This window comes from Streptomyces tremellae, from assembly GCF_039540215.1.
GTDB classification, from domain to species: Bacteria; Actinomycetota; Actinomycetes; order Streptomycetales; family Streptomycetaceae; genus Streptomyces; species Streptomyces tremellae.
In genome coordinates, this window is sequence record NZ_BAABEP010000016.1 from 29,103 (window position 1) to 54,345 (window position 25,243).

The 25,243-nt window shown below is 74.1% G+C and carries 24 protein-coding genes and 1 pseudogene; 10 read left to right on the forward strand and 15 right to left on the reverse strand.

Features of this window, described 5'->3' with window-relative positions; translation table 11 throughout:
- Position 1 precedes the first annotated feature (1 nt).
- The 13 genes from ABEA77_RS14070 to ABEA77_RS14130 all read right to left on the reverse strand — a co-directional run bounded on the left by ABEA77_RS14070 (position 2) and on the right by ABEA77_RS14130 (position 15,223).
- Positions 2–1,099: a CHAD domain-containing protein gene (locus ABEA77_RS14070; RefSeq protein ID WP_345646213.1), complete on the reverse strand. Its 1,098-nt coding sequence runs from the start codon at positions 1,097–1,099 to the stop codon at positions 2–4.
- Positions 1,086–3,347, reverse strand: a complete 2,262-nt coding sequence (locus ABEA77_RS14075) for an RNA degradosome polyphosphate kinase (protein WP_345646215.1) — start codon at positions 3,345–3,347, stop codon at positions 1,086–1,088. The genes ABEA77_RS14070 and ABEA77_RS14075 overlap by 14 nt, the downstream gene beginning before the upstream one ends.
- A gap of 551 nt (positions 3,348–3,898) precedes the next feature.
- Positions 3,899–4,819 carry a mycothiol synthase gene (mshD, locus tag ABEA77_RS14080; protein ID WP_345646218.1) on the reverse strand — a complete coding sequence of 307 codons (921 nt, stop codon included), beginning with the start codon at positions 4,817–4,819 and terminating at the stop codon, positions 3,899–3,901.
- Positions 4,812–6,344: a sensor histidine kinase gene (locus tag ABEA77_RS14085; RefSeq protein WP_345646430.1), complete on the reverse strand. Its 1,533-nt coding sequence runs from the start codon at positions 6,342–6,344 to the stop codon at positions 4,812–4,814. The genes mshD and ABEA77_RS14085 overlap by 8 nt, the downstream gene beginning before the upstream one ends.
- 314 nt (positions 6,345–6,658) lie before the next feature.
- Complete coding sequence (locus tag ABEA77_RS14090; RefSeq protein WP_345646221.1) at positions 6,659–7,402, reverse strand: response regulator transcription factor; 744 nt, start codon at positions 7,400–7,402, stop codon at positions 6,659–6,661.
- A gap of 115 nt (positions 7,403–7,517) precedes the next feature.
- The gene (locus ABEA77_RS14095) at positions 7,518–8,747 is read right to left on the reverse strand and encodes a S1C family serine protease (protein WP_345646224.1); all 1,230 of its coding nucleotides are present in this window, start codon (positions 8,745–8,747) and stop codon (positions 7,518–7,520) included.
- A 147-nt stretch (positions 8,748–8,894) separates the two neighbouring features.
- The gene (locus ABEA77_RS14100; RefSeq protein WP_345646227.1) at positions 8,895–9,485 is read right to left on the reverse strand and encodes a TetR/AcrR family transcriptional regulator; all 591 of its coding nucleotides are present in this window, start codon (positions 9,483–9,485) and stop codon (positions 8,895–8,897) included.
- Positions 9,482–9,811 carry a YciI family protein gene (locus ABEA77_RS14105; RefSeq protein ID WP_345646230.1) on the reverse strand — a complete coding sequence of 110 codons (330 nt, stop codon included), beginning with the start codon at positions 9,809–9,811 and terminating at the stop codon, positions 9,482–9,484. The genes ABEA77_RS14100 and ABEA77_RS14105 overlap by 4 nt, the downstream gene beginning before the upstream one ends.
- 101 nt (positions 9,812–9,912) lie before the next feature.
- Positions 9,913–10,842 (reverse strand): beta/alpha barrel domain-containing protein, encoded by a 930-nt coding sequence (locus ABEA77_RS14110; RefSeq protein ID WP_345646232.1) that lies wholly within the window; start codon positions 10,840–10,842, stop codon positions 9,913–9,915.
- Between the two features lie 7 nt (positions 10,843–10,849).
- Positions 10,850–12,430: an AMP-binding protein gene (locus tag ABEA77_RS14115; RefSeq protein WP_345646235.1), complete on the reverse strand. Its 1,581-nt coding sequence runs from the start codon at positions 12,428–12,430 to the stop codon at positions 10,850–10,852.
- Positions 12,427–13,449 carry an LLM class flavin-dependent oxidoreductase gene (locus ABEA77_RS14120; RefSeq protein WP_345646238.1) on the reverse strand — a complete coding sequence of 341 codons (1,023 nt, stop codon included), beginning with the start codon at positions 13,447–13,449 and terminating at the stop codon, positions 12,427–12,429. Before ABEA77_RS14120 ends, ABEA77_RS14115 begins: the two co-directional genes overlap by 4 nt.
- 213 nt (positions 13,450–13,662) lie before the next feature.
- Positions 13,663–14,655, reverse strand: a complete 993-nt coding sequence (locus ABEA77_RS14125; RefSeq protein ID WP_345646240.1) for an Ldh family oxidoreductase — start codon at positions 14,653–14,655, stop codon at positions 13,663–13,665.
- A 73-nt stretch (positions 14,656–14,728) separates the two neighbouring features.
- A complete protein-coding gene (locus tag ABEA77_RS14130; RefSeq protein ID WP_345646243.1) occupies positions 14,729–15,223 on the reverse strand; it encodes a flavin reductase family protein in 495 nt (164 codons plus the stop codon).
- Between the two features lie 78 nt (positions 15,224–15,301).
- Between ABEA77_RS14130 and ABEA77_RS14135 the strand changes: the two genes are divergently transcribed.
- Positions 15,302–15,808, forward strand: coding sequence for a MarR family winged helix-turn-helix transcriptional regulator (locus ABEA77_RS14135; RefSeq protein ID WP_345646245.1), 507 nt, complete (start codon positions 15,302–15,304; stop codon positions 15,806–15,808).
- Between the two features lie 13 nt (positions 15,809–15,821).
- Here ABEA77_RS14135 and ABEA77_RS14140 read toward each other — a convergent pair whose 3' ends face one another.
- Together ABEA77_RS14140 and ABEA77_RS14145 are read right to left on the reverse strand one after the other, a co-directional pair.
- Positions 15,822–16,853 carry a LacI family DNA-binding transcriptional regulator gene (locus tag ABEA77_RS14140; protein ID WP_345646248.1) on the reverse strand — a complete coding sequence of 344 codons (1,032 nt, stop codon included), beginning with the start codon at positions 16,851–16,853 and terminating at the stop codon, positions 15,822–15,824.
- A 292-nt stretch (positions 16,854–17,145) separates the two neighbouring features.
- Positions 17,146–17,835 (reverse strand): annotated as a pseudogene (locus ABEA77_RS14145) (winged helix-turn-helix transcriptional regulator); the annotation flags it as partial.
- A gap of 326 nt (positions 17,836–18,161) precedes the next feature.
- On the opposite strand from ABEA77_RS14145, the gene ABEA77_RS14150 reads away from it, so the two are divergent.
- From ABEA77_RS14150 to ABEA77_RS14185, 9 genes are all read left to right on the forward strand, one after another.
- Positions 18,162–19,079, forward strand: coding sequence for an alpha/beta hydrolase (locus ABEA77_RS14150; RefSeq protein WP_345646251.1), 918 nt, complete (start codon positions 18,162–18,164; stop codon positions 19,077–19,079).
- A 73-nt stretch (positions 19,080–19,152) separates the two neighbouring features.
- The gene (locus ABEA77_RS14155) at positions 19,153–19,407 is read left to right on the forward strand and encodes a MoaD/ThiS family protein (RefSeq protein ID WP_345646254.1); all 255 of its coding nucleotides are present in this window, start codon (positions 19,153–19,155) and stop codon (positions 19,405–19,407) included.
- A gap of 10 nt (positions 19,408–19,417) precedes the next feature.
- Positions 19,418–21,058, forward strand: coding sequence for a hypothetical protein (locus tag ABEA77_RS14160; RefSeq protein ID WP_345646257.1), 1,641 nt, complete (start codon positions 19,418–19,420; stop codon positions 21,056–21,058).
- A gap of 256 nt (positions 21,059–21,314) precedes the next feature.
- Positions 21,315–22,067, forward strand: a complete 753-nt coding sequence (locus tag ABEA77_RS14165; protein ID WP_345646259.1) for an LmeA family phospholipid-binding protein — start codon at positions 21,315–21,317, stop codon at positions 22,065–22,067.
- Between the two features lie 270 nt (positions 22,068–22,337).
- Positions 22,338–22,448, forward strand: a complete 111-nt coding sequence (locus ABEA77_RS33975; protein WP_366746903.1) for a putative leader peptide — start codon at positions 22,338–22,340, stop codon at positions 22,446–22,448.
- A gap of 194 nt (positions 22,449–22,642) precedes the next feature.
- Positions 22,643–23,482, forward strand: coding sequence for a sulfurtransferase (locus ABEA77_RS14170; RefSeq protein WP_345646262.1), 840 nt, complete (start codon positions 22,643–22,645; stop codon positions 23,480–23,482).
- Positions 23,483–23,577: 95 nt separating this feature from the next.
- Positions 23,578–23,865 carry a DUF1416 domain-containing protein gene (locus ABEA77_RS14175; RefSeq protein WP_266770873.1) on the forward strand — a complete coding sequence of 96 codons (288 nt, stop codon included), beginning with the start codon at positions 23,578–23,580 and terminating at the stop codon, positions 23,863–23,865.
- Between the two features lie 121 nt (positions 23,866–23,986).
- Positions 23,987–24,292, forward strand: a complete 306-nt coding sequence (locus ABEA77_RS14180; protein ID WP_345646270.1) for a DUF3099 domain-containing protein — start codon at positions 23,987–23,989, stop codon at positions 24,290–24,292.
- 272 nt (positions 24,293–24,564) lie between these two features.
- Positions 24,565–25,233: a TetR/AcrR family transcriptional regulator gene (locus tag ABEA77_RS14185; protein WP_345646273.1), complete on the forward strand. Its 669-nt coding sequence runs from the start codon at positions 24,565–24,567 to the stop codon at positions 25,231–25,233.
- Positions 25,234–25,243: the final 10 nt, after the last annotated feature.

The following is a 25,243-nucleotide window of genomic DNA, read 5'->3' on the forward strand; positions in this document are numbered from 1 at the left end:
CTCAGTGGGCCGCGACCGCGGCGGACTGCTGCCACAGCCGCTGGAACGCGAAGCGCGCCGCCTCGACCTCAAGGCGCTGGTCGGCGTGGAGCACGCCGAGCGCGTACGCCGTCGCCGGGGCGATCCGCGGGGTGCGGGCCGCGTTCGCCGCGGCGGCCGCGGCCTCCGCCGCGTCGCGGTGCCGGTCGAGGGCGCGGCCCGCGTCCGCGAGCAGCGGGTCGGGGGCGCCGCCCGCGCACCACACCTCCTCCGCGTAGCGGTGCAGCCGCAGCAGCTGCCGCACCTGGTGCCAGGGCGCGTCCTGCGCCTCGCCTTCCGAGGCCGTGGACAGGCCGTGGACCAGGGCCTCCGCGTTGTACGGGTGGGCGGCGCGCGCCAGCGGGAGCGCGGCCACCGCGTCGAGGAGCTGCCGCCTGGTGCGCCCGCCCGGCACGCCGAGCGCGTCCGGCGCGGCCGTCGCGGCGGGCGGCGCGAGCGGCACCTCGGAGGCGAGGACCGCGACCGCGTCGGCGACGGCGTGGAAGCGCGAGGAGCCGAGGGCCTGGAGCGTCGCGGAGTGGGCGCGGGTGCGCGCGAGGGTGAGCTGCCGGTCGAGCAGGGCGCCGGCCCGGGAGGCGCCGACCGTGAGCGTGCCGGGGGGCGGGGCGTCGGGCAGCGAGCCGTTCGCCGCGCGGGCGGCCGCCGCCGCGCGAGGCCGCGCGGCGGCGCCTGCGGCCTCCGCCCCGCCCGCGGGGGCCGCGCCCGCGGGCGCGGCACCGACGCCCGAGAGCCTGGCGAGCGCCGCGACCAGGCGGTGCAGGCGGGCCGTGCAGGCGTGCTCCTGCGCGAGTGTCCCCGAGAGCCACGCGAGCTCGGCCCGCAGGTGGTCGGCCCACCCGGGGTCGAACATGTTGCGGTAGGTGTACAGGGTGCCGCTGATCCGGCGCGCCGAGCCGCGCAGGGCACGGGCCGCCTGCTCGGCCGCCGCGGTGTCGGAGCCGCTCTCGCCGTACAGCCGCAGGCTGCGCAGGAAGTCGCCGGCCCGGGAGTGCAGGTACCGGGAGAGCACCTCCCCCGCGGCCGCCGTCAGCTGGTCGGTCTCGGCTTCATGGTGCTGCACGCCGGCGCCTCCGGGCGTCAATGAGCACTTCCTGTACGTGCCGCAGGGGCAGCCCCTCCGCGTCCGTGGCGTGCCGCGTCCACTCGCCGTCGGGGCCGAGGTGCCAGGAGGAGGTCTGGTCGGACATGCCGGTCTCCAGGAGCCGGGTCAGCGCGGCGCGGTGCGCCGGGTCGGTGACCCGTACGAGGGCCTCTATGCGGCGGTCGAGGTTGCGGTGCATCATGTCGGCGCTGCCGAGCCACACCTCGGGCTCGCCGCCGTTGCAGAACGCGAAGACGCGGGAGTGTTCGAGGAAGCGGCCGAGTATGGAGCGCACCCGGATGTGCTCCGAGAGGCCGGGGACGCCCGGCCGGATCGCGCAGATGCCGCGCACCCAGATGTCGACGGGCACCCCCGCCTGCGACGCGCGGTACAGGGCGTCGATCACGGCCTCGTCCACCATCGAGTTGACCTTGATCTTCACGTACGCGGGCCGGCCCGCGCGGTGGTGCGCGGCCTCCTTGTTGATCCGGGAGACCAGGCCGTCCCGCAGGGACTTCGGCGCGACCAGCAGCCTGCGGTAGGTCTCGCGGCGCGAGTAGCCGGAGAGCCGGTTGAACAGGTCGGACAGGTCGGCGCCCACCTGCGGGTCGGCGGTGAGCAGGCCGAGGTCCTCGTAGAGCCGCGCGGTCTTCGGGTGGTAGTTGCCGGTGCCGACGTGGCTGTAGCGGCGCAGGGTGTCGCCCTCCTGCCGCACGACCAGGGAGAGCTTGCAGTGGGTCTTCAGGCCGACCAGGCCGTAGACGACATGGCAGCCCGCCTCCTCCAGCTTGCGGGCCCACTTGATGTTGGCCTGCTCGTCGAAGCGCGCCTTGATCTCCACCAGGACGAGGACCTGCTTGCCCGACTCGGCCGCGTCGATCAGCGCGTCCACGATGGGGGAGTCGCCGGACGTGCGGTACAGCGTCTGCTTGATCGCGAGGACGTCGGGGTCGGCTGCGGCCTGTTCGAGGAACGCCTGCACGGACGTGGAGAACGAGTCGTACGGGTGGTGCAGCAGCACGTCCCGCTCGCGCAGCGCAGCGAAGATGTCCGGCGCGGACGCGGACTCCACCTCCGACAGGTCGCGGTGGATGCCCGCGATGAACCGGGGGTACTTCAGCTCGGGCCGATCGAGGGAGGCCACGCCGAACAGCGCCGTCAGGTCGAGCGGCCCCGGCAGCGGGTACACCTCGGCGTCCGACACCTTCAGCTCGCGCACCAGCAGGTCGAGCACGTACGGGTCGATGGACTCCTCGACCTCCAGGCGCACCGGCGGGCCGAAGCGGCGCCGCATGAGCTCCTTCTCCAGCGCCTTGAGGAGGTTCTCGGTGTCGTCCTCCTCGACCTCCAGGTCCTCGTTGCGGGTGACCCGGAACATGTGGTGCGCCAGCACCTCCATGCCGGGGAACAGCTCCTCCAGGTGCGCGGCTATGACGTCTTCGAGCGGCACGTACCGCTGCGGGGACGCTTCGAGGAACCGCGAGAGCAGCGGCGGGACCTTGACGCGGGCGAAGTGGCGGTGGCCGCTGACGGGGTTGCGCACCACGACCGCGAGGTTCAGGGAGAGCCCCGAGATGTACGGGAAGGGGTGCGCGGGGTCCACGGCGAGCGGGGTGAGGACGGGGAAGATCTGCTGCCGGAAGAGGGTGAACAGGCGGGCCTGCTCCTTCTCCGTCAGCTCGGGCCAGCGCACGATGTGGATGCCCTCGTCGCCGAGGGCGGGCGTGATGTCCTGCTGGTAGCAGGCCGCGTGCCGGGCCATGAGCTCCCGCGAGCGGGTCCAGATCAGGTCGAGCACCTCGCGGGGCTGGAGCCCGGACGCCGACCTGGTGGCCACGCCGGTCGCGATGCGGCGCTTGAGTCCGGCGACGCGGACCATGAAGAACTCGTCGAGGTTGGAGGCGAAGATCGCGAGGAAGTTCGCGCGCTCAAGCAGCGGGGTCGCGGGGTCCTCCGCGAGTTCGAGCACCCGCTCGTTGAACGCGAGCCAGCTGCGCTCCCGGTCGAGGAACCGTCCGCGCGGGAGCTGTTCCGCGCCCTCGGGGGCACCGCCCTCCTCGTAGGTGTCGAGGTCGGAGTCGAGGTCCGGCTCCAGGTCGGAGACGGTGCCCGCGACCGCGCTCGGCCGGTGCGCGGCGAGGAGTCCGACGGAGGGCTGGGCCGCGGGCCCCTGGGGGCGCGCGGGCGTGGGCTGCTGGACCGGTACCTCGGCGGGCTGCTGGCTCATGTCCCCATTCTTCCGCGCGGAGGGGGCGCCGGTCGCGTTGGAGCGAGCGGGGGAGAAGGGGTTCCTGCCGTTCTGGGTGGGGGGCACAGCGGGCTGCATTCAGCGAGGGTCGCAAGAGCCGCTGAATGACCGGTGACGAGGAGATGACGTGAAGGAAAGCGAGCCGCTACCCCCAGGGGCCGCGCCCCGCGCCCCCGGCCTCCGCGGCGCCGGGCCGAGGCGCCCGGGTACGGCACCGCGGCGGCGCGTACGGGTACGGGGGCGTCCCCGGCTCCCGGGAACACGGGGGCAGGCCGGCGTGGACGGGTGCCGGGTCACGGGGATCGGGCCGGCGCGCCCGGGTGCCGGAGCAGGCGGGTCGGCGTGCCCTGGTGCCGGAGCAGGCGGGTCGGCGTGCCCTGGCGCCGGGGTCGGGGCACCGGGTCGGCGTGCCGGGCGTCGCGGCCGGACGGTGCCGCCCGCGCCCGGGGGGCCACAGCGGGGCGCCGGGCGCGGAGTCCGGGTGCCGGGTGCGGCGGCATCGGGGGCGGCGCGGCCCTCCCCCCGCCCGCTCAGAGCTCCGTGCGGTACATCAGGTCGGTCTCGTAGGTGGTGAAGCCGAGGCCCTCGTAGACGCGGAGGGCCGGCGTGTTGTCGCCGTCCACGTAGAGCATCGCCGTGGGCAGGCCCTCGGCCGCCAGGTGGCGCAGGCCGATCGCGGTGAGGGCCTTGCCGAGGCCGCCGCCCTGGGCGGCCGGGCTGATGCCGACCACGTAGACCTCGCCGAGCTGCTCCTGCGCGTGGACCTTGGTCCAGTGGAAGCCGATCAGCTCGCCCGCGCGCTCCGCGAGGAAGAAGCCCTTCGGGTCGAACCACGGCTCCGCCATGCGGTCGTCGAGGTCGCGCTGTGTCATGCCGCCCTGCTCGGGGTGGTGCGCGAACGCGGCCGCGTTGAGCGCGAGCCAGGCCGCGTCGTCCGCGCCGGGCACGTACGTGCGGATCGCGACGCCCGGGGGCAGCGCGGGCTCCGGGATGTCAAGCGGCGTGAGCGGCCGCCGCAGCTGGCGCAGCTCGCGGAAGAGGCTGAGGCCGAGCACCTGCGCCAGGTGGCGCGCCGCGGGCTTGCCGCCGTGCGCCCAGACCCGCAGGCGCCGTCCTGACGCCGCGAGCAGCGCGTCGCCGAGTGCCCTGCCGTGGCCGCGGCCGCGCCACGACGGGTGTACGAGCAGCTCGGCGGCGGGCGCCTCGACCGGGTCGCCGCCGTCCAGCTGCGCGTACCCGACGAGGGTGTCGCCGACCGAGAGCAGCACGTGCCGCACCCCGGGCCGCGCCCCGCCGCGCAGCTGGAGCCTGCCCTGTTCGGAGACGGCCTGGAGGCCGTCGGATGCCGCCGTGTCGGCCAGCAGGCCCAGCACGGCCGCTGCCTGGTCGTCCGTGAGCGCGTCGAAGGTCCTCACCCGCCGTGCGGGCTCGCGAGCTGCTGCGTCAGTCATGCGACGAGGGTACGGCGCCCCACCCGCCCTCCTCGTCGCCCGGGGTGCCGCCACGGGCGCCGTCGGGCGCGCCGTCCCGGTTGCCTCCGGGGGCGTCGGGCGGGACGTCGGGCGGCGGGGTCGGCGCCCCGGGCAGCCGGATGCGCGCCACGGTGCCGCCGCCGTCCGCGGGTTCGAGCGTGATCTCACCGCCGGCCTGCTGGAGCGTACGGGCGACGATCGCGAGCCCGAGCCCGGAACCCGGCAGCGAGCGGGCGGACGGCGAGCGCCAGAAGCGCTCGAAGACGTGCGGCAGGTCCTCGGGCGGGATGCCCGGCCCGTGGTCCCGCACGGTCAGCACGCCCGCGCCGTCGAGCCGCACCTCCACGCTGCCGCCGGGCGGGCTGAACTTCACCGCGTTGTCGAGGACGTTGACGACGGCGCGCTCCAGCGTCGCCGGCTCGGCCCGTACGTACCAGTCGGAGGTCGTCGCGTCGATGGCGAGGTCGGGGCCGCGCAGCCGGGCGCGGCGCAGCGCCTGCTCCACGACCTCGTGCAGCGCGACCACCCGCACCTGACCGGGCGCGAGCGCGTCCGGCCTGGACAGCTCCTGGAGGTCGCCGATGAGCGCGGCGAGCTCCGACATCTGCGCCTTGACGGACGCCATCAGCGCCCTGCGGTCGTCTGCGGGGATGGCCCGCCCCGTCTCCTCGCTGCGCGCCAGCAGCTCGACGTTGGTGCGCAGCGAGGTCAGCGGGGTGCGCAGCTCGTGGCCCGCGTCGGCGATCAGCTGCGACTGCCGGTCGCGGGAGGAGGCGAGCGCGGCGGTCATCGAGTTGAACGACCGGGAGAGCCGGGCGATCTCGTCCTCCCCGTCGACGGGGATGCGGACGCTGAGGTCCTCGGTGCGCGCCACGTGCTCGACGGCCCTGGTGAGCCCGTCCACGGGCCGCAGCCCGGTCCGCGCGATCCACAGGCCGGCCGCGCCCGCGCCCAGCACGCCGATCCCGGCGACGACGGTGAGCAGCAGCGCGAGCCGGTTCAGCGAGGTCTGGATCTCGTCGACGGGCCGGGAGATGCTGACGGCCACCACCCGCAGCGGACTGCCGGGCGGCCCGTAGCGGATCGACTGGAGCCGGGTGTGGACCTGGACCTGCTGGCCGCTCTCCGTCGTGCTGGTGTGCACAGGCGACTCCGGCGCGTTCTGCCGGGCCACGGCCACGTCCTCGGCCTGCACCTTCACCGGCTGCGAGCCCACGGCGACACAGCGGGATCCGTCGTCGAACACCACCTGGAAGTACGCGAAGGCCTGCTCGGAGCCGGACGGCGCGGTGCCGCGGCCCGTGGAGTTCTGGCTGGAGTCCGAGTTCGAGCTGCTGCCCTGGTTGCAGGTGTCGATGGCGCTGGAGATCTGGCTGCTGGGGGCGGTGCTGTTGCGCAGCGAGTTGTCGAGCTCGTTGCGCAGCTGGCTACGGGTGAGCAGCCAGCTCGCGACGGCGACGACGGCGACCGCGATCGCGACGGCGGCGGCGACGAGCAGCGCCATCCGCGAGCGGATCGGCAGCGCGCCGAAGCGGCGTACGGGCGCGGTGAGGCGGATCGCGAGGTTCGTGTGGCCGCGGGCGGGCCGCGCCGCCGCGGGCTCGTGCCGCTCGCCGTGCGGGCCGCCGACCCCCTCGGTGTCGTCGGCGCCGGTCTCCGCGGGGCCTGGGACTTCGGGGCCTGGGTCTGCGGAGCGGGGGCCGTGGCCCGTGCCGAAGGAACCGGCGCCGGTGCCTTCGGCCCGCGTGCCCTCCGCGCCGCCCTCGACGGGCCCCGTCGAGCCGTATGTGCCGTCCCGGCGCTCGCGGGAGGGATCCGTCATGCGCCGCCGCCGGGGTTGTCCGTGCGCAGGACGTACCCGACGCCGCGCACCGTGTGGACGAGGCGCGGCTCACCGCCGCCCTCCGTCTTGCGCCGCAGGTACATCACGTACACGTCGAGGGAGTTGGAGCTCGGCTCGAAGTCGAAGCCCCACACGGCCTTGAGGATCTGCTCGCGGGTGAGCACCTGGCGCGGGTGCGCGAGGAACATCTCCAGCAGGGTGAACTCGGTGCGCGTCAACTCGACGCGGCGCTCGCCGCGGGTCACCTCGCGGGTGGTCAAATCCATCCTGAGGTCCGCGAAGGACAGCACGTCGTCCTCGGGCACGGCCGTGGCGCCCGACGCCGACGCCAGGTAGGAGCTGCGGCGCAGCAGGGCGCGGATGCGCGCGAACAGCTCGTCCAGCTCGAACGGTTTGACCAGGTAGTCGTCCGCGCCCGCGTCGAGTCCCGTGACCCGGTCGCCCACCGTGTCGCGGGCGGTGAGCATCAGGATCGGCACCGTGGAGCCGCCGTTCCTGAGCCTGCGGGCCGCGGTCAGGCCGTCCATGCGGGGCATCTGGATGTCCAGCACGATCAGGTCGGGGGCGTACGCCTCGGCCTTGGCCAGGGCGTCGAAGCCGTCGACCGCGACCTCGGTGCCGTACCCGTCGAAGGTGAGGCTGCGCCGGAGCGCCTCGCGCACCGCGGGTTCGTCGTCCACGATCAGAATCCGCTGGGTCTCCGCCTCGGCGGAACTCATGTCGCTGCTCCCTCGTCCGTCCCTGCCCTCAGTGCCGCCGACTCCCTCGACGTCGTATCCGAAGGTAACGGAGTGCGCCACGGGGTCCGTCCTCTCCCGGTGCTGGGCCGTCGCGTCAGTTCGCGGAGCTGCCGCCGTCGCGCAGCGAGGCCAGGTCGGCCTTGACCGTGTTGACGGGGATCGCGAAACCGAGTCCGACGCTGCCGGCCGAGCTGGAGTCGCCGCTCGTGCTGCCGCCCGATGAGGGCGCGTACATGGCCGAGTTGATGCCGATGACGTCGCCGTTCATGTCGAGCAGCGCGCCGCCGGAGTTGCCGGGGTTGAGGGACGCGTCGGTCTGGAAGGCCTTGTAGGTGGTGGTCTGGCTGCCGGTGTCGCCGTTGAACTGCTGACCGCCGAACTCGAAGGGCCAGTTGTCGCTGCCGCCGCCGCTCCCGCTGCCGCCGCCGAACAGGCCGTCGCCGTCCTGGCCCTGCTCCTGGCTCTGGCTCTGGCTGTCGCCGTCCTCCTTCGGGACGGTGACGTCGCGGTCGAGCGCGGAGATGATGCCGCTGGTGACGGTGGACTGGAGGCCCTGCGGGGAGCCGATCGCGACCACCTGGTCGCCGACGTGCACGGAGTCCGAGTCGCCGAGGGCCGCGGTCTTCAGCCCGCTCGCGCCCTGCAGCTTGATGAGGGCGAGGTCCTTGTCCGGGTCGGTGCCCAGGACGCTCGCGGTGTACGTCTTGCCGGTGCTCAGCTTCACCTTGATCTGCGAGGCGCCCGACACGACGTGGTTGTTGGTGAGGACCTGGCCGTCCGAGGTGATCACGACGCCCGAGCCGATCGACTCGCCGCCCTGCGAGTCCGCGGTGATCTCCACGATGGCCGGGGTCACGGCCTGCGCGACGCCCGCCACCGTGCCCTTGCTGCTCTGCGAGACGGTGGTGCCGCTGACGCCGACCGTGGTGCTGGCGTTGGGGTTGCTGTCGGCGTTCTCGGTGAGCACGGTCGCCACGCCGCCGCCGACCACGGCGGCCGCGAGCGCGACCGCCGCGACCAGGGCGACGGGGCCGCGGGCCCGTCGCCGGCCCTCGCCGTGGCCGTGGTGCCCGCCGTCGCCGCCGTCCTGGCCGGGCGCGTAGGCGGGCGGCGGGGGGAAGCCGCCGGAGGAGGAGCCGCCGTACGCGGGTTCCGTGGAGGCGGCGTAGGGCGAGGCGGGGGCCCCGGCCTCGGAGCGTTCGGAGAATGACGCGTACGGCTGCTGCGGGGCCTGGTGAGGCTGCTGCCGCGCCTGCTCAGGCTGCTCGCCGAAGGACTGGTCGTCGCTGTGCTGGCTTTCGCGGTGCCCGAAGAAGTTCGTCATGGCTATGACTTTCCGACCGTGACATGAAAAGACTATGAGGGCGCTGTGAGAAGCCCGACAGAAGTCCGTATGCCCGATATAAGGAAGCCCCCGCGGTCGCCGCACGGAGCACCCGGAACCCCGCGACGCCCGGCGAGCAACGGCTCCTCAGGCGCCGAGGCCGCGCAGCGTCCGGATGACGAGGCGGCGCACCTCGTCGGCGCCGACCGGCGCTGCGCGCGTCAGGAGCACGAAGGCCGCGGGCCCGAACAGGACGTCCATCGCCTCGTCCGGGTCGAGGTCGTCCCTGACCTGTCCGGCGGCTGCGGCCCTGCGCCAGAGGGGCGCGAGTTCGTCGCGTCGCGGCTGGAGGAAGTACGCGCGGAAGTACGCCGCGCCCTCCGGTTCGAGCGCGCAGCCGGCCAGCAGTTCACGGAACGCGGCCCCGGCTCCTTCACGGGCGTAGAACGTGATGGTGGCGACAGCAGTCTCGACGAGGTCCTCGACCGGGTCCCCGGACCGCGGGGCCTCGACGGCGCGCGCCGCGAGGGTGCCGAACGCCTCTGCGGCGATCGCCGTCTTCGACGGCCAGTGCTTGTAGATCGTGGCGGTGCTGACCCCGGACTCGCGGGCGATCCGGTCGACGGCGACCGCTCGGAAGCCCTCGGTCGCCAGGATGTGCGCGGTCGCCTCGATGACCAGCGCGTGCGCGCGGCGGCTGCGCGGACGATCACTGACGGTGCGGATTCCCCTGGTCACGAGGTCAGGTCCTCCGCCGTCAACCCGCCTGGCGAGGAGGAGAACCCGTCGAGCCTGCCGAAGACCGGGTCCCACTCGACGATCAGCAGGCCCTCGACGATGCCGTGGCGCCAGAACGGGTCGGTCTCCAGCACGGAGCGCAGCTCGCTCTGCGAGTTCGCGGCCATCACGAGCCACCCCTGTCGCACGGACGTGCCGACCGACGGGCCCGACGCGACGACGACGCCCGACGCGACCTGCTGTTCGATCCACTCCACGTGGGGCTTGACCCAGCGCTTCCAGCCCTCCTCGTCCGGGTGCTGCAGACGCACGATGAACACTGCCATCGAAGACTCCTCTTCCTCGTCCTGCCGGCGGGCGCGCGGCGCGTCTCCGGGGCGCCCGCAGCCTGGGCGTCGCACCCATCGTACTGAAGTGCTGTTTCACTTTAGTGGGAGCCCCGGGTGCCCCAGGAGAAGTCGAGGGGCGCGCCGGGGCCGTCAGGTACGCGGCCCGTATGCCTGACGAAGCCCCTGCCGGCGACGCCGACCTCGGTGGTGAGCCAGTTCGCCGTATCGACGAGCCGCGAGAGGTCGACGCCCGTGTCCACGCCGGACAGTTCGAGGAGCTGCACAGCGTCCTCGGTGCACAGACCGCCGCCGCGACGGCCGGGCAGCGCCGGGTGCCCGCCGCCGCCCGCCAGCGAGGTGTCGACGGTGCCGACTTCCGCCTCGATCAGCGGGAGCAGCGCGGCGAGTCCCATGCCGCGGTCGTCGTGAATCTGCACGGTGAGGTTCTCCGGCGGCACGAACGCGGAGGCCGCGCCGACGAGTTCACGGATCTGCGGCGGGGCCGCGTACCCCGCAGAGTCGGCCAGGATCCAGTGGTCGACCCCGATGTCCTGCAGTCGGCGGGCCAGCGGACGCAGGTCCGCGCCGGTGCGCGCGGGCCCGGTCGGGCCGCCCCACGCGAAGATGATGTAAGTGCCGAGCACGGTGCCGCTGCCTGCCGCGAGCGCGGCCAGCCGTTCGAGTTCGGCCAGCGAGTCCGCTGTGGAACGGCCGATGTTGGCGTGGGCGAACTCCTCGTCCGCGGAGAGCAGAAAGGCCGCGGAGTCCGCCCCGGCCTCGATGGCGCGAGCCAGTCCGCGCATGTTGCCGACACAGCAGTCGAGGCGCACGTCCGGTGCCTCACGCACCGCGGCGAACACCTCCTCCGCGTCGGCGAGACCGGGTACCAGATCGGGCCGCACGAACGAGGAGAGTTCGAACGCTCGGACACCCGCGTCGAGCAGGCGCCCCACCAGCTCGACCTTCACCCCTGTCGGTACCGCATGGTTCTGGAAGGCCAGCCGGGGACCGATCTCACGGATACGCATGGCGGCCTCAGATGTTCCTCGTCGGTTCGTACCCCGCGGCCTGCGCGTCCCACGCCCCCGACCTGCCGTGGCCGCGGAGGTCGTGCTTGCGCACCTTGCCTGTCGGGGTCGCGGGCAGCTCGTCCACCACGCGGTAGTAGCGCGGCACCATGAAGCGGGGCATCGAACGGTCGCAGTGCGCGAACAGGTCGCGCAGGTCCAGGTCGTGTCCCGCCTCCGGCTGGACGACCGCGAGCACCTCGTCCTCGCCCAGGTCGGACGGTGTGGCGACGGCGGCGGCCGCGACCACCCCCGGGTAGTCGAGCAGCACCGACTCGACCTCGTGGGACGAGATGTTCTCGCCGCGGCGGCGGAGCGCGTCCTTCTTGCGGTCGAGGAAGTAGAAGTAGCCGTCGTCGTCCCGGTAGCCGAGGTCCCCGGTGTGCCACCACAGGTCACGGACCGTCTCCAGGGTCGCCTCGGGGCTGCGGTGGTACCCGGAGAACATGACGTACGGCTCGCGGGGCCGGTACACGATCTCCCCGGGCTGCCCGGCCGCGGCGGGCCTGCCGTCCGCGTCGTGCACCTCCACCTCGGAGGACCGGGTGGGCAGGCCGAGCGAGCCGACCTTCCGCGCGTCCAGCGGGTTGTACAGCACGTTCTTGATCTCGGTCAGTCCGTAGCCCTCGACGAGACGTACGCCGAAGCGCTCCTCGAAGGGGTGCAGTATCTGCGCGGGCGCGGGCGCGGCGAACGCCTTGCGCGCCCGGTGGTCCCGGTCGCGCGCGGACGGTGGCCGGGCGAGCAGCATCGGCAGGATCGAGCCGAGCGCGTGGAACTGGGTGACCCGGTGCGCGCGCACCTCGTCCCAGAACGCGCCCGCGCTGAACCTGCGGCCGAGCACCAGGGTGGCGCCCGCGGCGAGCGCGTGCAGGGACAGGTTGACCTGCGCGGCGCCGTGGAACAGCGGCAGGCAGGTGTAGAGCCGCTCGTCCTGGGCGGTGCCCATCTGGGCCGCGCACTCCGTGGCGGCCACCACCTGCATACGGTTCGGATAGACGACACCCTTGCTGCGCCCGGTCGTTCCGGACGTCAGCATGATCGCGACGGGGTCGCCCGCGCCGACGCGCGGGAGCGCGGTCGCCGGATCCGCGCCCGCCAACAGGGCGTCCCAGCCGACCACGCGCACCCCGGGCGGCACCCGGTGCGGCGGGGAGTCGAGCAGCACGACGGTGCGCAGCGCGGCCGGCGGTTCGGCGAGTTCCGCGACCAGGTCGAGCAGCGCCGCCTCGGTGACCAGGATCCGCACGTCCGTGCTGCCGAGCGCGTGGGCGAGGAACTGCCCCTTGTAGGCCGTGTTCAGCGGGACCTCGACCAGACCGGCCCGCGCCGCACCGAACCAGGCGAGCAGGTACTCGGTCCTGTTGGGCAGGAGGATACCGACCGACTCGCCGGGCGCCGCGCCGAGCGCGATCAGGCCGCGCGCCACGGTCGTGACCCGGGAGTCGAGCTCCGCGTAGGTCAGTTCGGTGTCCCCGAAGACGCAGGCGGTGCGGTGCGGGTGTTCCTCGGCGCGCGCGGCGAGCAGCTCGCCGACCGTCTCCGTCATGACAGCTCCCTCTTGGCGCGGCGCACGAAGTCCTCGAGGGCCGGGTCCCACCCGGCCTCGGCGCCCGTCGTGACGAGGAACGCGTCGACCCCGAGGTCGCGGTAGCGGCCCAGTGTGTCCAGGATCCGCTCCTCGGTGCCCACGAGCGCCTGCGAGTTGGCGAACCCGCCGAGCAGCTTCGTCAGTCCGGTCCAGAAGCAGTCGTCGTGCAGCTCCCTGTCGGTCAGTGCAAGGGCCCGCTGCCTGCCGACCGACGTGTCCGTGGCCGACGAGCGGAGGAACTGCCCCGAGGACTCGGCGATCTGCCGCTCCACAGCCCTGGCCTGCGCCCAGGCGTCCTCATCGGTGTCCCCGACGAACAGCCGCAGGCTCAGCGAGTACCGCAGGCCGCGGCCGTGGGCCGCGGCGGCCGAGGCCACCCGGTCGATGCGCTGTTTCGTCCCCGCGAACGGTTCGCCCCACAGCATGTAGAGGTCGGCGTGCCGGGCGCCGAAGGCGACCGCGTCGTCGCTCTCTCCGCCCATGAACACGGGCACCTGCCCCTGCACCGGTTTGGTCAGCAGCTTCACGGCCTCCGCTGTGTAGTAGTCGCCGTGGTGGTCGAACGGCTCCTCCGCGGTCCAGGCCCGCCGTACGACGTCGAGGTACTCCGTGGCACGGCGGTAGCGCTCCGCCTTCGGCAGGGAGTCGGACTCGCGGCGCAGGTCCTTGTCGGAGCCGCCCACGACGACGTTGATCGCCAGCCGGCCGCGGGCGAGCACGTCGAGGGTGGCGAAGTAGCGGGCCGCTGCCACCGGGGGCATCACGCCCGGCCGGTGCGCCACGATCGGCGAGAACCGCTCCGAACCCGCCAAGGCGAACGGCGCGGTCGCGTGGTTGTGCGGCCAGGTGGAGGAGTAGCCGATGAGGACGCGGTCCACCGCCTCGGAGCGGTCCAGTGCGCGGATCCGCTCCAGCATGCGGTCCGGTTCGGTCTCGCCGGCCTGGAGGGGCTGCAAACCCGTGAAGAAGTCGACCATCGGATTCTCCGTACGTTTCTTGTCGGGCGGCCCGGGTGGGCGGGCCGCAGGTGGCTGACCGGTCCGGCCGGACGGGGGAGCCGCTCCGTGCGCGGAGCGGGGGCCGGAGGCCGCGCCCGTCGGTGCCGACGGACACGGGGATGCGGGGATGGGACGGCGCTCGGCCCGCGGGGTGCGTCCGCGGGCGGCCCCGGCGCTGGGTCGCCTCGGGTCTCAGCTGTGGCCGGCCTCCCTGCGGAGCGCGGCGACGACGGCGCCGGGAACCTCGATCGTGCCCCGCCGCAGAGTCCGCTCCCGGCAGGCCGCGGAGCGGTCGAACGGCACGCGCACCGCGCCGCCGCCCTCGACGGGCCTGGTCGCACGCACCGCGGCGGCGAGTTCTGTGACGCGGCGCGCGTACGCCCGCGCGTCGGTCAACCGCTCCGGATCGAGCAGCAGGACGAAGAACCCGCAGTCGGAGAGGCCCGGAGGATCGGCCGCGGCGCCGCTCATCATGCCGAGGAGCTGTACGACCAGAGCGAGCCCTGAGCCCTTGTGGCCGCCCCAGACGGCGAAGGCGCCCTCCAGCGCCTGCGCCGGGTCGAGCGTCGGCGCACCCGCCGCGTCGTACGCCTGCCCCGGGACGAGCCGCTCGCCGAGCCGGTCCTTCAGCACGGCCTCGCCGTACATGACCGCCGAGGTGCCGATGTCCCAGATGACCGGCGACGGGTCGGCGGGGAAGCCGAAGGCGATCGGGTTGGTGCCGAAGCGGGCCTCGGTGCCGCCGAACGGGGCCACCATCGCGGGGCCGCTGCCCGCGATCATGCCGAAGAACCCGGCTCTCGCCGCCCTCTCCAGGTAGTAGGAGAACATCCCCGTGTACCAGGTGTTGCGTGCGCCGACGACGGCCATTCCGTGGGCGCGGGCCTTCGCCGTGGCGAGTTCGAGTGCGTGGGCGCCGACGAGGTAGCCCACGTGGTCGCCGCCGTCGACGGTCGCCGACACCGGGGTCTCGGCGACCGTGCGGATCGACCGCGGGGGCGCCGCGGCCGCGCGTTTGCGTTCTACGACGGACAGCGCGCGGGCGAGTCCGCCGAAGCCGAGCCCGCGCGTCTCGCAGTCGACGAGGTGGTCGGCGATGACCGCGGACTCCTCGGCGGTGTGGCCTGCACGGGTCAGCGCGGCTTCGACGAGGAGACGGGCGTCGCGCAGGGGCAGTGTGGTCATGAACCGGCCTCCGCGGAAAGGCGGAAAGGGGGATGGGCAGGGTGTGCACGGGCCTCGCGGGGCGGCGGACGGATCAGGCCGCCGCGACGTGGTGGTAGCCGCTGCGCAGGAAGAGAAGAGGGTCGGCCGTGCGGACGGCGGCCAGGTCGTCGACGCGGCCGACGACGATGTGGTGGTCGCCGGCCGCGTGGATGGCCTCGACGGTGCAGCCGATCCAGGCGACCACGCCGTCGAGCACGGGGTCCCCGTGCGGCCCCGGCTGCCAGTCGAGGTGGGCGAACTTGTCGCCGCCGGAGACCGCGAGCGCACGGCAGACCTGCTCCTGGTCTGCGGCGAGCACGTTCACGCAGAAGGTGCCACGCCGTGCGACCACCGGGAACGTCGAGGAGGTCGTGGCCGGCAGGAACGCCACGAGCGGCGGGTCGAGCGAGACCGAGGTGAAGGACGAGACGGCCATGCCCACGGGCCCGCCTCGGGCGTCCCGCGAGGTGACCGCGGCGACGCCACTGGGGAAGTGCCCAAGAACCGACCTGAACCGGGCGGAGTCGATGTCCGAGCTTGTAAGCATGCTGGCAACATATAAGCATGCTTACGCTTTGGCAAGGGGGTGAGCATGTGCTGGTGGCCCCGGCGCTACGCTGCTGACGTGACTGATCCGCTGCCCCCCGTGGAACCGCTCGACGCTCGCAGGGCGACCGACATGGACGAGGCGTCCTCGCTGATCGACGCGGTCTTCCGGCTGGAGCGTGCGGTCACCAGGATCGGCAACGCGCGGCTGAGGCCGTGGGGCATGACACTGTCGAGCTACACGGCGCTGCGCATTCTGGCGCGGCAGCCGCACCTCACGCTTGCGCAGCTGGCCCGCCGCTGCTACGCCAGACCGCAGACGATGACCCGCATGGTCACCCAGCTGGAAAGCCGCGGCCTGGTCGAACGGAGCGCGCACCCTGAGAGCGAGCGCGCCCTGTCGCTGCGGGTCACGGACGAGGGACTCGCAGCGCTGCGGGAGATGGGCGTGGAGGTGCTCAAGGTGAGCGACACACTCAACTCCCTGCTCGACCGGGAGGCCATCGCCGCCACCGACCGGCAGCTGCGGCAGGCGGCCCAGGTGGTGGAGAAGGAGGTCAAGGAGATGGGGCAGACGGCCGGCTGAGCGCCCGCCCCGGTTACGCGCAGCCGCAGGAGCGGCGGACGATCAGCGCGGAGGGGAACTGCCGCACGCGGCCCGTGCCGCCGTCGCGGCGCCCGGCGATCCGCAGCCCGTCGTCGAGCACCAGGTCGACGGCGGCCCTGGCCATCGCTGGGCGGTCGGAGGAGACGGTCGTCAGCGGCGGGTCCGTCAGGGCCGCCTCCTTGACGTCGTCGAAGCCGGCGACCGCGAGCTCGCCCGGCACGTCGATCCGCAGTTCGCGCGCCGCGCGCAGCAGCCCGATCGCCTGGTCGTCCGTCGAGCAGAAGACGGCGGGCGGCCGGTTCGGGCCCGAGAGCAGCTCCAGCGCGAGCCCGTAGGCGTCGTAGCGGTTGTACGGGGCTTCGAACAGGCGTCCCTCGGTGGACCTGCCGGACTCCAGCATGGCCCGCCGCCACCCCTCGACGTGGTCCGCGACCGGGTCGCCCACGGACGGGGTGGTCTCCACGCCGCCCAGGCAGGCGACGTACGCGTGGCCGTGCTCCAGCAGGTGCCTGGTGGCGAGCTGGGCGCCGCCGACGTCGTCGGTGACGACGGCGACGTCGTCGATGGACTCGGGCCGCTCGTGCAGCAGCACGACGCGGGCGTCCCACGCGTCGATCTCGGCCGCCGCGCCCTCGCTCGGACCCTGGGCCACGAGGATGAGCCCCGAGACCCGCATGCCGAGGAACGCCCGCAGGTAGTGGACCTCGCGCTCGCCGCGGTAGTCGGAGTTGCCGACGAGCACCATCTTCCCGCGCTCGGCCGCGGCCTGCTCCACCGCGTGCGCCATCTCGCCGAAGAACGGCTGGCGCGCGTCGGGGACGATCATCCCTATGAGGTCCGTACGCCGGGACGCCATGGCCTGGGCGACCCGGTCGGGCCGGTACCCCAGCTCCTTGATGGCGGCGAGCACCCGCTCGCGGGTGGCCGGGGCGACCGGCCGGGGTCCGTTGTTGATGACGTAGCTGACCACCGCGGTCGACGTCCCCGCAAGTCGTGCCACATCGTCCCGCGTCACCTTGGCCACGGACGGAGTCTACGCGGGAGGAACCGCGCCCACGCCGCCCCGTGCGGCCGTCTCACCTGGTGGGCGCTCCGGTACGCCTGAGGGCGGCCCCGCCGCGCGGGGCCCGCCCTCAGGCGTACCGGATGGCCGTGGCGGCCCGGGGGCGCGGCCGGGGCCTTTCGTCTGGATCATGCCGGGCTCGTGTGCCCCGGCACCTCCTCCAGCCTCCGGCCCCGGGCCCCGGGCACCGGGCCCCGCTCCCGGATCCGCCCCGGTCCACCCGATCCTGGCGAGGGCCCTAGGCCATGGCCATCTGGTCGCTCGACTCCGGCTTCTCGGGGGACACGAAGCGGTAGCCGACGTTGCGCACCGTGCCGATCAGCGACTCGTGCTCGGGGCCGAGCTTCGCCCGCAGGCGGCGTACGTGGACGTCGACGGTGCGGGTGCCGCCGAAGTAGTCGTAGCCCCAGACCTCCTGGAGGAGCTGGGCGCGGGTGAAGACCCGGCCGGGGTGCTGCGCCAGGTACTTCAGCAGCTCGAACTCCTTGAAGGTCAGGTCGAGCACCCGGCCCTTCAGCTTGGCGCTGTAGGTGGCCTCGTCGACCGACAGGTCGCCGTTGCGGATCTCGGCGGGGCCGTCGTCGGAGGTGATCTCCCGGCGTCCGGTGGCGAGCCGGAGGCGCGCCTCGACCTCGGCGGGGCCCGCCGTGTCGAGCAGTACGTCGTCCACGCCCCAGTCGGCGGAGACCGCGGCGAGGCCGCCCTCGGTGACCACGAGGAGCAGCGGGCAGCCGGGGCCCGTGGAGCGCAGCAGCTGGCACAGCGAGCGGACCTGCGGCAGGTCGCGGCGGCCGTCGACGAGGATCGCGTCCGCGCCGGGGGTGTCCACGAGCGCGGGCCCCTCGGCCGGCGCCACCCGCACGCTGTGCAGGAGCAGGCCGAGCGCGGGCAGCACCTCGGCGGAGGGCTGGAGGGCGTTGGTGAGCAGGAGGAGGGAGCTCATCGGGCCTCGCCTGCCCCGGTCGTACACGCGGAGCACGCGGGCCGCGCGGGGCCCGTGGTGCTCCCGGGCCTGTCGTGGCGGGGCCTGCCGCGGCTGTGGCGGGAAGTGGGGTGATGGTCCGGTGATTGCTTGCCCATGACGTCGGTTCCTCCTCGGTCCCTGCGGTGGGGGCAATGCCGTGCGGTGCGGGCGGGGCCGGGGAGCGCCGTCCGTACCGCATGGGTGACGTTGTTCCATCCGTTCATCTGCTTGTAACACCAAGCAGAAAACGCAAAAGGACCCGGTGGCTGCATCGCCGGGTCCTCTTCCCCAGCAGAATAGCCCACATGTGTGCCATGTCAGGAGGGCGATACCGCAGATCATCCGCATCGGGCGGTCCGCCGGGCGCCGTGCGGGCCGTCCTCGGCACGGAGGACGGCGTCAGGATCGAGGCGATGTACGCGCCGTGTACGGCGGATGTCGCAGGTGACAGCCGTGTGGACGGCGGCGCTCACCCACGTGTCGCCGATTCCGCGCACCGCACCGCCGTCGTCGTCGCCCACGGCTTCACCGGCAGTGTCGACCGCCCCGCCGTGCGCAGGGCCGCCGGGGTCTTCGCCCGCGGCGCGGCCGTCGTCACGTTCTCCTTCCGCGGGCACGGCGCCTCCGGTGGCCGCTCCACGGTCGGCGACCGCGAGGTGCTCGACCTGGCGGCCGCGGTGCGCTGGGCCAGGTCGCTCGGGCACCGGCGCGTGGTGACCGTCGGCTTCTCGATGGGCGGCTCCGTCGTCGTACGCCACGCCGCCCTCTACCGGGACGCGCCCGACGCGAGGCCGGACGCCGTGGTCTGCGTGAGCAGCCCGGCGCGCTGGTACTACCGGGGCACGGCCCCGATGCGCCGCCTGCACTGGATCGTCACCCGGCGCCTCGGCAGGGCGGTGGGCCGCTTCGGCCTGCACACCCGCATCTACCAGCACGACTGGGACCCCGTACCGCTGCCGCCGGTCGCCGCCGTGCCGCTGGTCGCGCCCGCGCCGCTGCTCGTCGTGCACGGAGACCGCGACCCGTACTTCCCGCTCGACCACCCCCGGATGCTGGCGTCGGCCGCCGCCGAGGGCACGGCCGAGCTGTGGATCGAGCCCGGCATGGGGCACGCCGAGAACGCGGCGGGCGACCCCCTGCTCACCCGGATCGCGGCCTGGGCGGCGGATGCGTCCCCTGTGCCCGCGTCCCGCACCGGAGGGGCGCCGGAAGGGCACACGTGACCGAGCACCCCGCCGCGTCGGCCATCATGGAGGCCGACGGCCGGCCGACGGAGGCCGAGAGGGAGGTACCGCGATGGCGGCGGGCACGATCCGCTACTGGGCCGCGGCGAAGGCGGCCGCGGGGGTCGCCGAGGAGCCGTACGTGGCGGACACCCTGGCCGACGCGCTGGCGGGCGCGCGGGCGAAACACCCGGGTGAACTTGAGCGCGTCCTCGCGCGGTGCTCGTTCCTCGTCGACGGCCTCGCCGTCGGGACCCGCGGGCATGAGACCGTACGGCTTGCCGAGGGCGGCACGGTCGAGGTGCTCCCGCCGTTCGCAGGAGGGTGAAGCACACAGCATGAGCAGCGATCAGCAGGACCCCCGCCACGGGTACGAGGGCCACGGCGGGTACGACCCGCGCGCGGCAGGACCCGGACACCCGGGTGACGCCCGGGGCCCCGCGTACGGGCAGGGGGACGGCCGCTACGGGGCGAGACGGTACGAACAGACCCCTGCCCGTAACGGCCGCGACGGCCAGGACGCCCAGGACGCCCAGTACGCCGCGTACGCCCGGTACGCCGAGGACGCCGAGGACAGAGAAACCACCACCCAGACCTGGCAGGGCCAGACCTGGGACACCGCCACCCAGCCCGCCGTCCCGTGGCCGGGAGCCTCCGCGCAGCCGCAGGGGCCGTACGGCCCCGGGCAGCCGCAGTACCCGGGTGCTCCCGGGCAGCCGCGGCCGGAGCAGCCGTACGGACGGGGACAGGGCCGGGCGCGGCAGCCGTACGGACAGACCCAGGACCAGGCAGGACAGCCGTACGGTCCTGAGCAGGGCCGGGCGTACCCGCAGCAGCAGCCGCCCTACGGCTCCGCCGCCGCGCCGTACGGCGGGTACCGCCCCGGCGCGGGCGGGCCGCCCTCCGCGGCCGAGGAGACCGCGCTGCCGGCCGCGCCGGGCCCCGGCGCCCCCGCGCAGCCCTCCGGCGCGTACCCGCTGCCGCCCGAGGTGCCCGCACCGGCGCAGCAGCCGCCGGCGGCCACCGGCCAGGGGCCGTACGCGGCACCCACGGAGGTCCTGCCCCCGGTCCCCGCCCACGCGGGTCCCGGGCAGGCGGGACCCGCCCACGCCGGGCACCCGTATCCGGGAACCGGCGCGCCCGCGGGCGCGCCGCGGACTCCGCCGCCCGCGGGCGGCGGGACCGACGGCTACGGCGCCCCCACCACCCTCGGCAACGCCCGCGTCACCGACGCCCAGCGCGCCCGCGCCGAGGGCAGGTCGCCGATCATCCCGCCGGGCATCCAGCCCGCGGGGCTCACCGCCGCGCTCGGGCTGCTGCTCGCGGGCGGCGCCGCGCTCGGCCCGTACGCGCTGCTCGTGCCCGTGGTGGTGCTCCAGGCGGTCACGGCGGCCGGCTGGTTCCGGCTCAACGGCATGTGGCCGGCCCGCCAGGGCATCGCGCTCGCCTTCCTCGGCGGCCTTGTCGCCGACGCCGCCGTGCTCGCGCTCGGCAGGGGCGACGCGCCCGCCGCGATCATCGGCACCCTCGGCGTGTGGGTGCTGCTCACCGTCGTGCTCCAGCTGCGCAGCCACGCCGACCCGGACACCCGCCTCACCGGCCTGCTCGCGACCGTCGTCTCGGCGGCGCTCTCGATCGTCGCGACCGGGCACCTCGGGGCGGCGCCGCACGCCGTGGTCGTCGGTGCGGTCGCGGTGGCCGCGGCCACCGTGGTCAGGGCACTGCCGCTGCCGGGGCCCGCCTCGGTCGTCGCCTCGCTCGTGGTCGCGGCGGGCGCGGGACTGCTCATGGGGGCCGTCACGGACCTCGGCGGGAAGGGCGCGCTGCTCGGCCTCGCCGCCGGGGTGTGCGCGCTGATCGGCCTGCGGGCCGCGAGCTACGACTACCCGTCCAGGTTCGTCCACATGACCGCGGGCGTGGCACTCCCGCTGACCGCCGCGGCGCCCGCCGTCTACCTCCTGGGACGGGTGCTCGGCTGACCGCGCGCGGCCCCTCGGGCCGCCGCCGGGTGGACCGATGGCCTAGGGTCGCCGTCACCACGGGGAACGCGGGGGAACCCTGGGAACACGGGGGAGCCCGGGGAACACGGGGAAACCGGGGAAACCGGGGAGCCCGGGGCCCGGGGAAACCGGGGAAACCGGGGAACACAGAACGCGAAGCACGAGAGACACGGCATACGGGGAGCACGGCCGCGCCGACAGGGGCGCGGCCGACGACTTGGGGGGACACCGAGAGATGCGCGCACTGCGGATACTGCTGATCTTCGTCGTGGTCGTCTGCGGTCTGTTCGTGGCCGCGGACCGGCTCGCGCTGCACTACGCGGAGGGCAAGGTCGCCGACCGCATCCAGTCGAGCCAGCACCTCGACACCAGGCCGAGCGTCTCGGTGAAGGGCTTCCCCTTCCTGACCCAGGTGGCGGGGAAGTCGCTCGACGAGGTCGACGTCGGCCTCGGCAGCCTCACCGCCTCCGCCAACGGCCACGACGTGCGGGTCACGGATGTCAAGGCCGTCCTGAGGGACGTGCGGATCGACAGCAGCTTCTCGTCCGCGACGGCCGGCACGGCCGACGGTTCGGCGCGCCTGTCGTACGGGGACCTCGCCGCCGCGGTCCCGCAGGGCGCGACCGTCTCCTACGCGGGCCCGGAGCGCGCCGCGAAGGGCCAGGTCAAGGTGGTCGCCAGGGCGAAGGACCTGCTGGATGCCCTGCACATCCCCGACCCTTCGGGCCTGGTCGCGCAGGTGCTGGGGGACCGGACCCTGACCACGTACGCCAAGGTGACCATGGCGGACGGCGCCACGGTCCGGCTCGACTTCGACGACATCTCGGGCCTGCCGGTGCCCGGCCTCGCCGACCAGATCAAGTCGCTGATCAACGCGAAGCTGAAGCTGGACGGCCTGCCGTCCACGGTGACGCTGGACAAGGTCACCGTCTCCGAGGACGGCCTCCGCTTCTCCGGCACCGGCACGAACGTCGCCCTGGAGGGCTGAGCCCGGGACCGCGCGGCGCCCAGGGCCAGCGCCGGGGCGCCCGGTCGCGGGGGCCGGCGGTCCCGCCGGCCCGGCCCCGGGGCGGCCCGGCCGGATAATGAGACGACCTGTCCGCTCGCGCGCCCCGCGCCGGCGCACGACCCCGCACCGGCCCCGCCCCGGTGCCCCGTGCGCCCCGCACCGCCCTCCTGTACCGCATCGCGGACATTCTCGTCTCAGCATGCGACACGCCGGTGACATGGGCGTGTGCGCGTCCCTACGATCGGGACCATGGAGCGACGGGTGGATCTGCGAGTGGATCTCACAAAGCGGCGGGCAGTAGACCTGTGCCGCGTTGCCACCATGCTCTGTCGCGACGCTCAGCCGGTACCCGCACGCTGAGGAACGCCGGGGCGGCCGTGACCGCCCCGCGCCCGTGACCTGCGGCCGCGTACCGAACCCCCGCCCTGCTGCCAGGGCGGCCCGCGTCTCGCACCCGCCCTTCCGCGCTGCCCAAGGCGGCGCGGGGAGCAGGAGGAGCCGGGAGGCAAGCCCCCACCATCACCTCGCCGAACACTGCCCCGGAGGGAAACAGCATGAGCCGCACCGACGTCCTGGTCGACGCCGACTGGGTCGAGTCGCACCTCGACGATCCGAAGGTTGTCGTCGTAGAGGTCGACGAGGACACCTCGGCGTACGACAAGAACCACATCAAGAACGCCGTCCGGATCGACTGGAAGCAGGACCTCCAGGACCCGGTGCGCCGCGACTTCATCGACCAGGAGGGCTTCGAGAAGCTCCTGTCCGCCAAGGGCATCGCCAACGACGACACCGTCGTCCTGTACGGCGGCAACAACAACTGGTTCGCGTCCTACGCGTACTGGTACTTCAAGCTGTACGGCCACGACAGCGTCAAGCTGCTCGACGGCGGCCGCAAGAAGTGGGAGCTCGACGCCCGCGAGCTGGTCGAGGAGGTGCCGCAGCGCCCCGCCACGAACTACAAGGCCAAGCCGCAGGACACCTCGATCCGCGCGTTCCGCGACGAGGTCGTCGCCGCGATCAACAGCCAGAACCTCGTCGACGTGCGGTCGCCCGACGAGTTCAGCGGCAAGCTGCTCGCCCCCGCGCACCTGCCGCAGGAGCAGTCGCAGCGCCCGGGACACGTCCCGTCCGCCCGCAACATCCCGTGGTCGAAGAACGCCAACGACGACGGCACCTTCAAGTCGGACGAGGAGCTCAAGCAGCTCTACACCGACGAGCAGGTCGACCTGTCGAAGGACACCATCGCCTACTGCCGCATCGGCGAGCGCTCCGCGCTGACCTGGTTCGTCCTGCACGAGCTGCTGGGCGTCCAGAACGTCAAGAACTACGACGGCTCGTGGACCGAGTACGGCTCGCTCATCGGCGTTCCGATCGAGCTCGGCGCGGCGAAGTAACCCGTACGCGCCTGCGGGGCGCCCTGCCGGGGCGCCCCGCACCAGACCGCGCGTCGCACCCGACCGCGACCGCCCTACCCGGAGGACGAAGAAGCATGTGTGGAGCGAAGGCCGGCGGCCCCGACGCCTCGACGATCAAGCCCGGTGAGACCACGATCCAGGGCCAGGTGACCCGCGACGGCGAGCCCGTCACCGGTTACGTGCGCCTGCTGGACTCCACGGGCGAGTTCACCGCGGAGGTGCCGACCTCGGCGACCGGGCAGTTCCGCTTCTACGCGGCCGAGGGCACGTGGACGGTGCGCGCCCTGGTCCCGGGTGCGACGGCCGACCGCACGGTCGTCGCGCAGACCGGCGGCCTCGCGGAGGTCGCGATCGCGGTCTGAGCGCGCGCAGCACGTCGGCGCGGGGCCCGTTCCCTCGGGGGGAGCGGGCCCCGCGCCGCTGTGTTCCCGGGCCCCGGGCCAGCGCTGGCCGGGCTCCTCGGGCCGGTCGTACGCTGAAGGTATGTACACGCGACGGCGTCGTCGTTACTTCGCGCTCATGTGCGGATGCCTGGTCCTCTTCATCTCCGCGTGGGCGTTCGTGCGGCTGTGGTCGGTCCCGGCCGCGGTCGCGATGTGCGTGGTGGCGATGGTGATCCCGCCCGTCGCCGCCATGGCGGGCAACGGGCGCGGGCGCGGTGACCGCTGGTGGGACGAGACGTCGGGCGACCCGAAGTCCGACGAGTGGTGGGACGAGCTCGACGGCAGGAAGCCACCGGCGGGCCGCGGCCCCGAGGACGACAAGAAGCACCACAGGCGCAGGCCCTGAGGCGCGCCGTACCTCTCCCGGCACGGCAGCCCTCGACGTCCGTCGGCGGCGCGGCCCTGCAACAGACGTGCGAGCGGCCGTGTTTCGGGTGACGCCGCGCGTCCACCGGGGCCAGGGGAGGCCCCCGGTACGATCATGCCTCCCGGGGACGGCCGCCCGCGCCGGACGGGACAGGCGCCCCGCCCGCGTGGCCGCGCCCGCCGGGCGCCTGTGCCCGCCAGGGCCGGTCAGCGCCACCGGCGGAAGGATGCAGATGGAACGGGAGGTTCGCGATGACGGCCGTCGGTGAGGCCGGGGGCGGCGGTGCCGCGTCCGCGCAGCCGGCCGTCAAGGACCCGGGCACGGTCAGACCCGGCGGCCGTACGGCCCGGGTGCGCGCCGCCGTGCTGCGCGCCGCGTGCGACGCCCTGGCGGAGCACGGCTTCGGCCGGCTCGACCTCACGGACATCGCGCGCCGCGCCGAGGTCGGCAAGACGACCGTGTACCGGCGCTGGTCGACCGCGGCCGGGCTCGTCGCCGACCTGCTCGACTCCATGGCGGAGCAGTCCGTGCACCGCGGTGACACCGGCTCCCTCGAAGGCGACCTGAGGGCCAAGGCCCGCCGGGTGGTCGCGACGCTCAACGACCCGCGCCAAGGCCCGCTGTTCCGCGCCGTGATCGCCGCCTCCACCGGCGACCCCCGCACCGCGCGTGCGCTGCGCCGCTTCTACGGGACCCGCGTCGAGGAGTGGGCGGAGTGCGTGCGTCTCGCCGTCCGCAGGGGCGAGGTGCCCGAGGGCACCGACCCGCACGAGGTCGTACGGGCCGTCTCCGCGCCCCTCTACCACCGCGCCCTGATCAGCGGCGAGCCCCTGGACGACCGCGCGGCCGACCGCGCGGTGGCAGCGGTGCTCGCCGCGGCCCGCGCCGGCGTCTACACGCGGGCCGCGACGGCGGACTGACCCGCGCGCC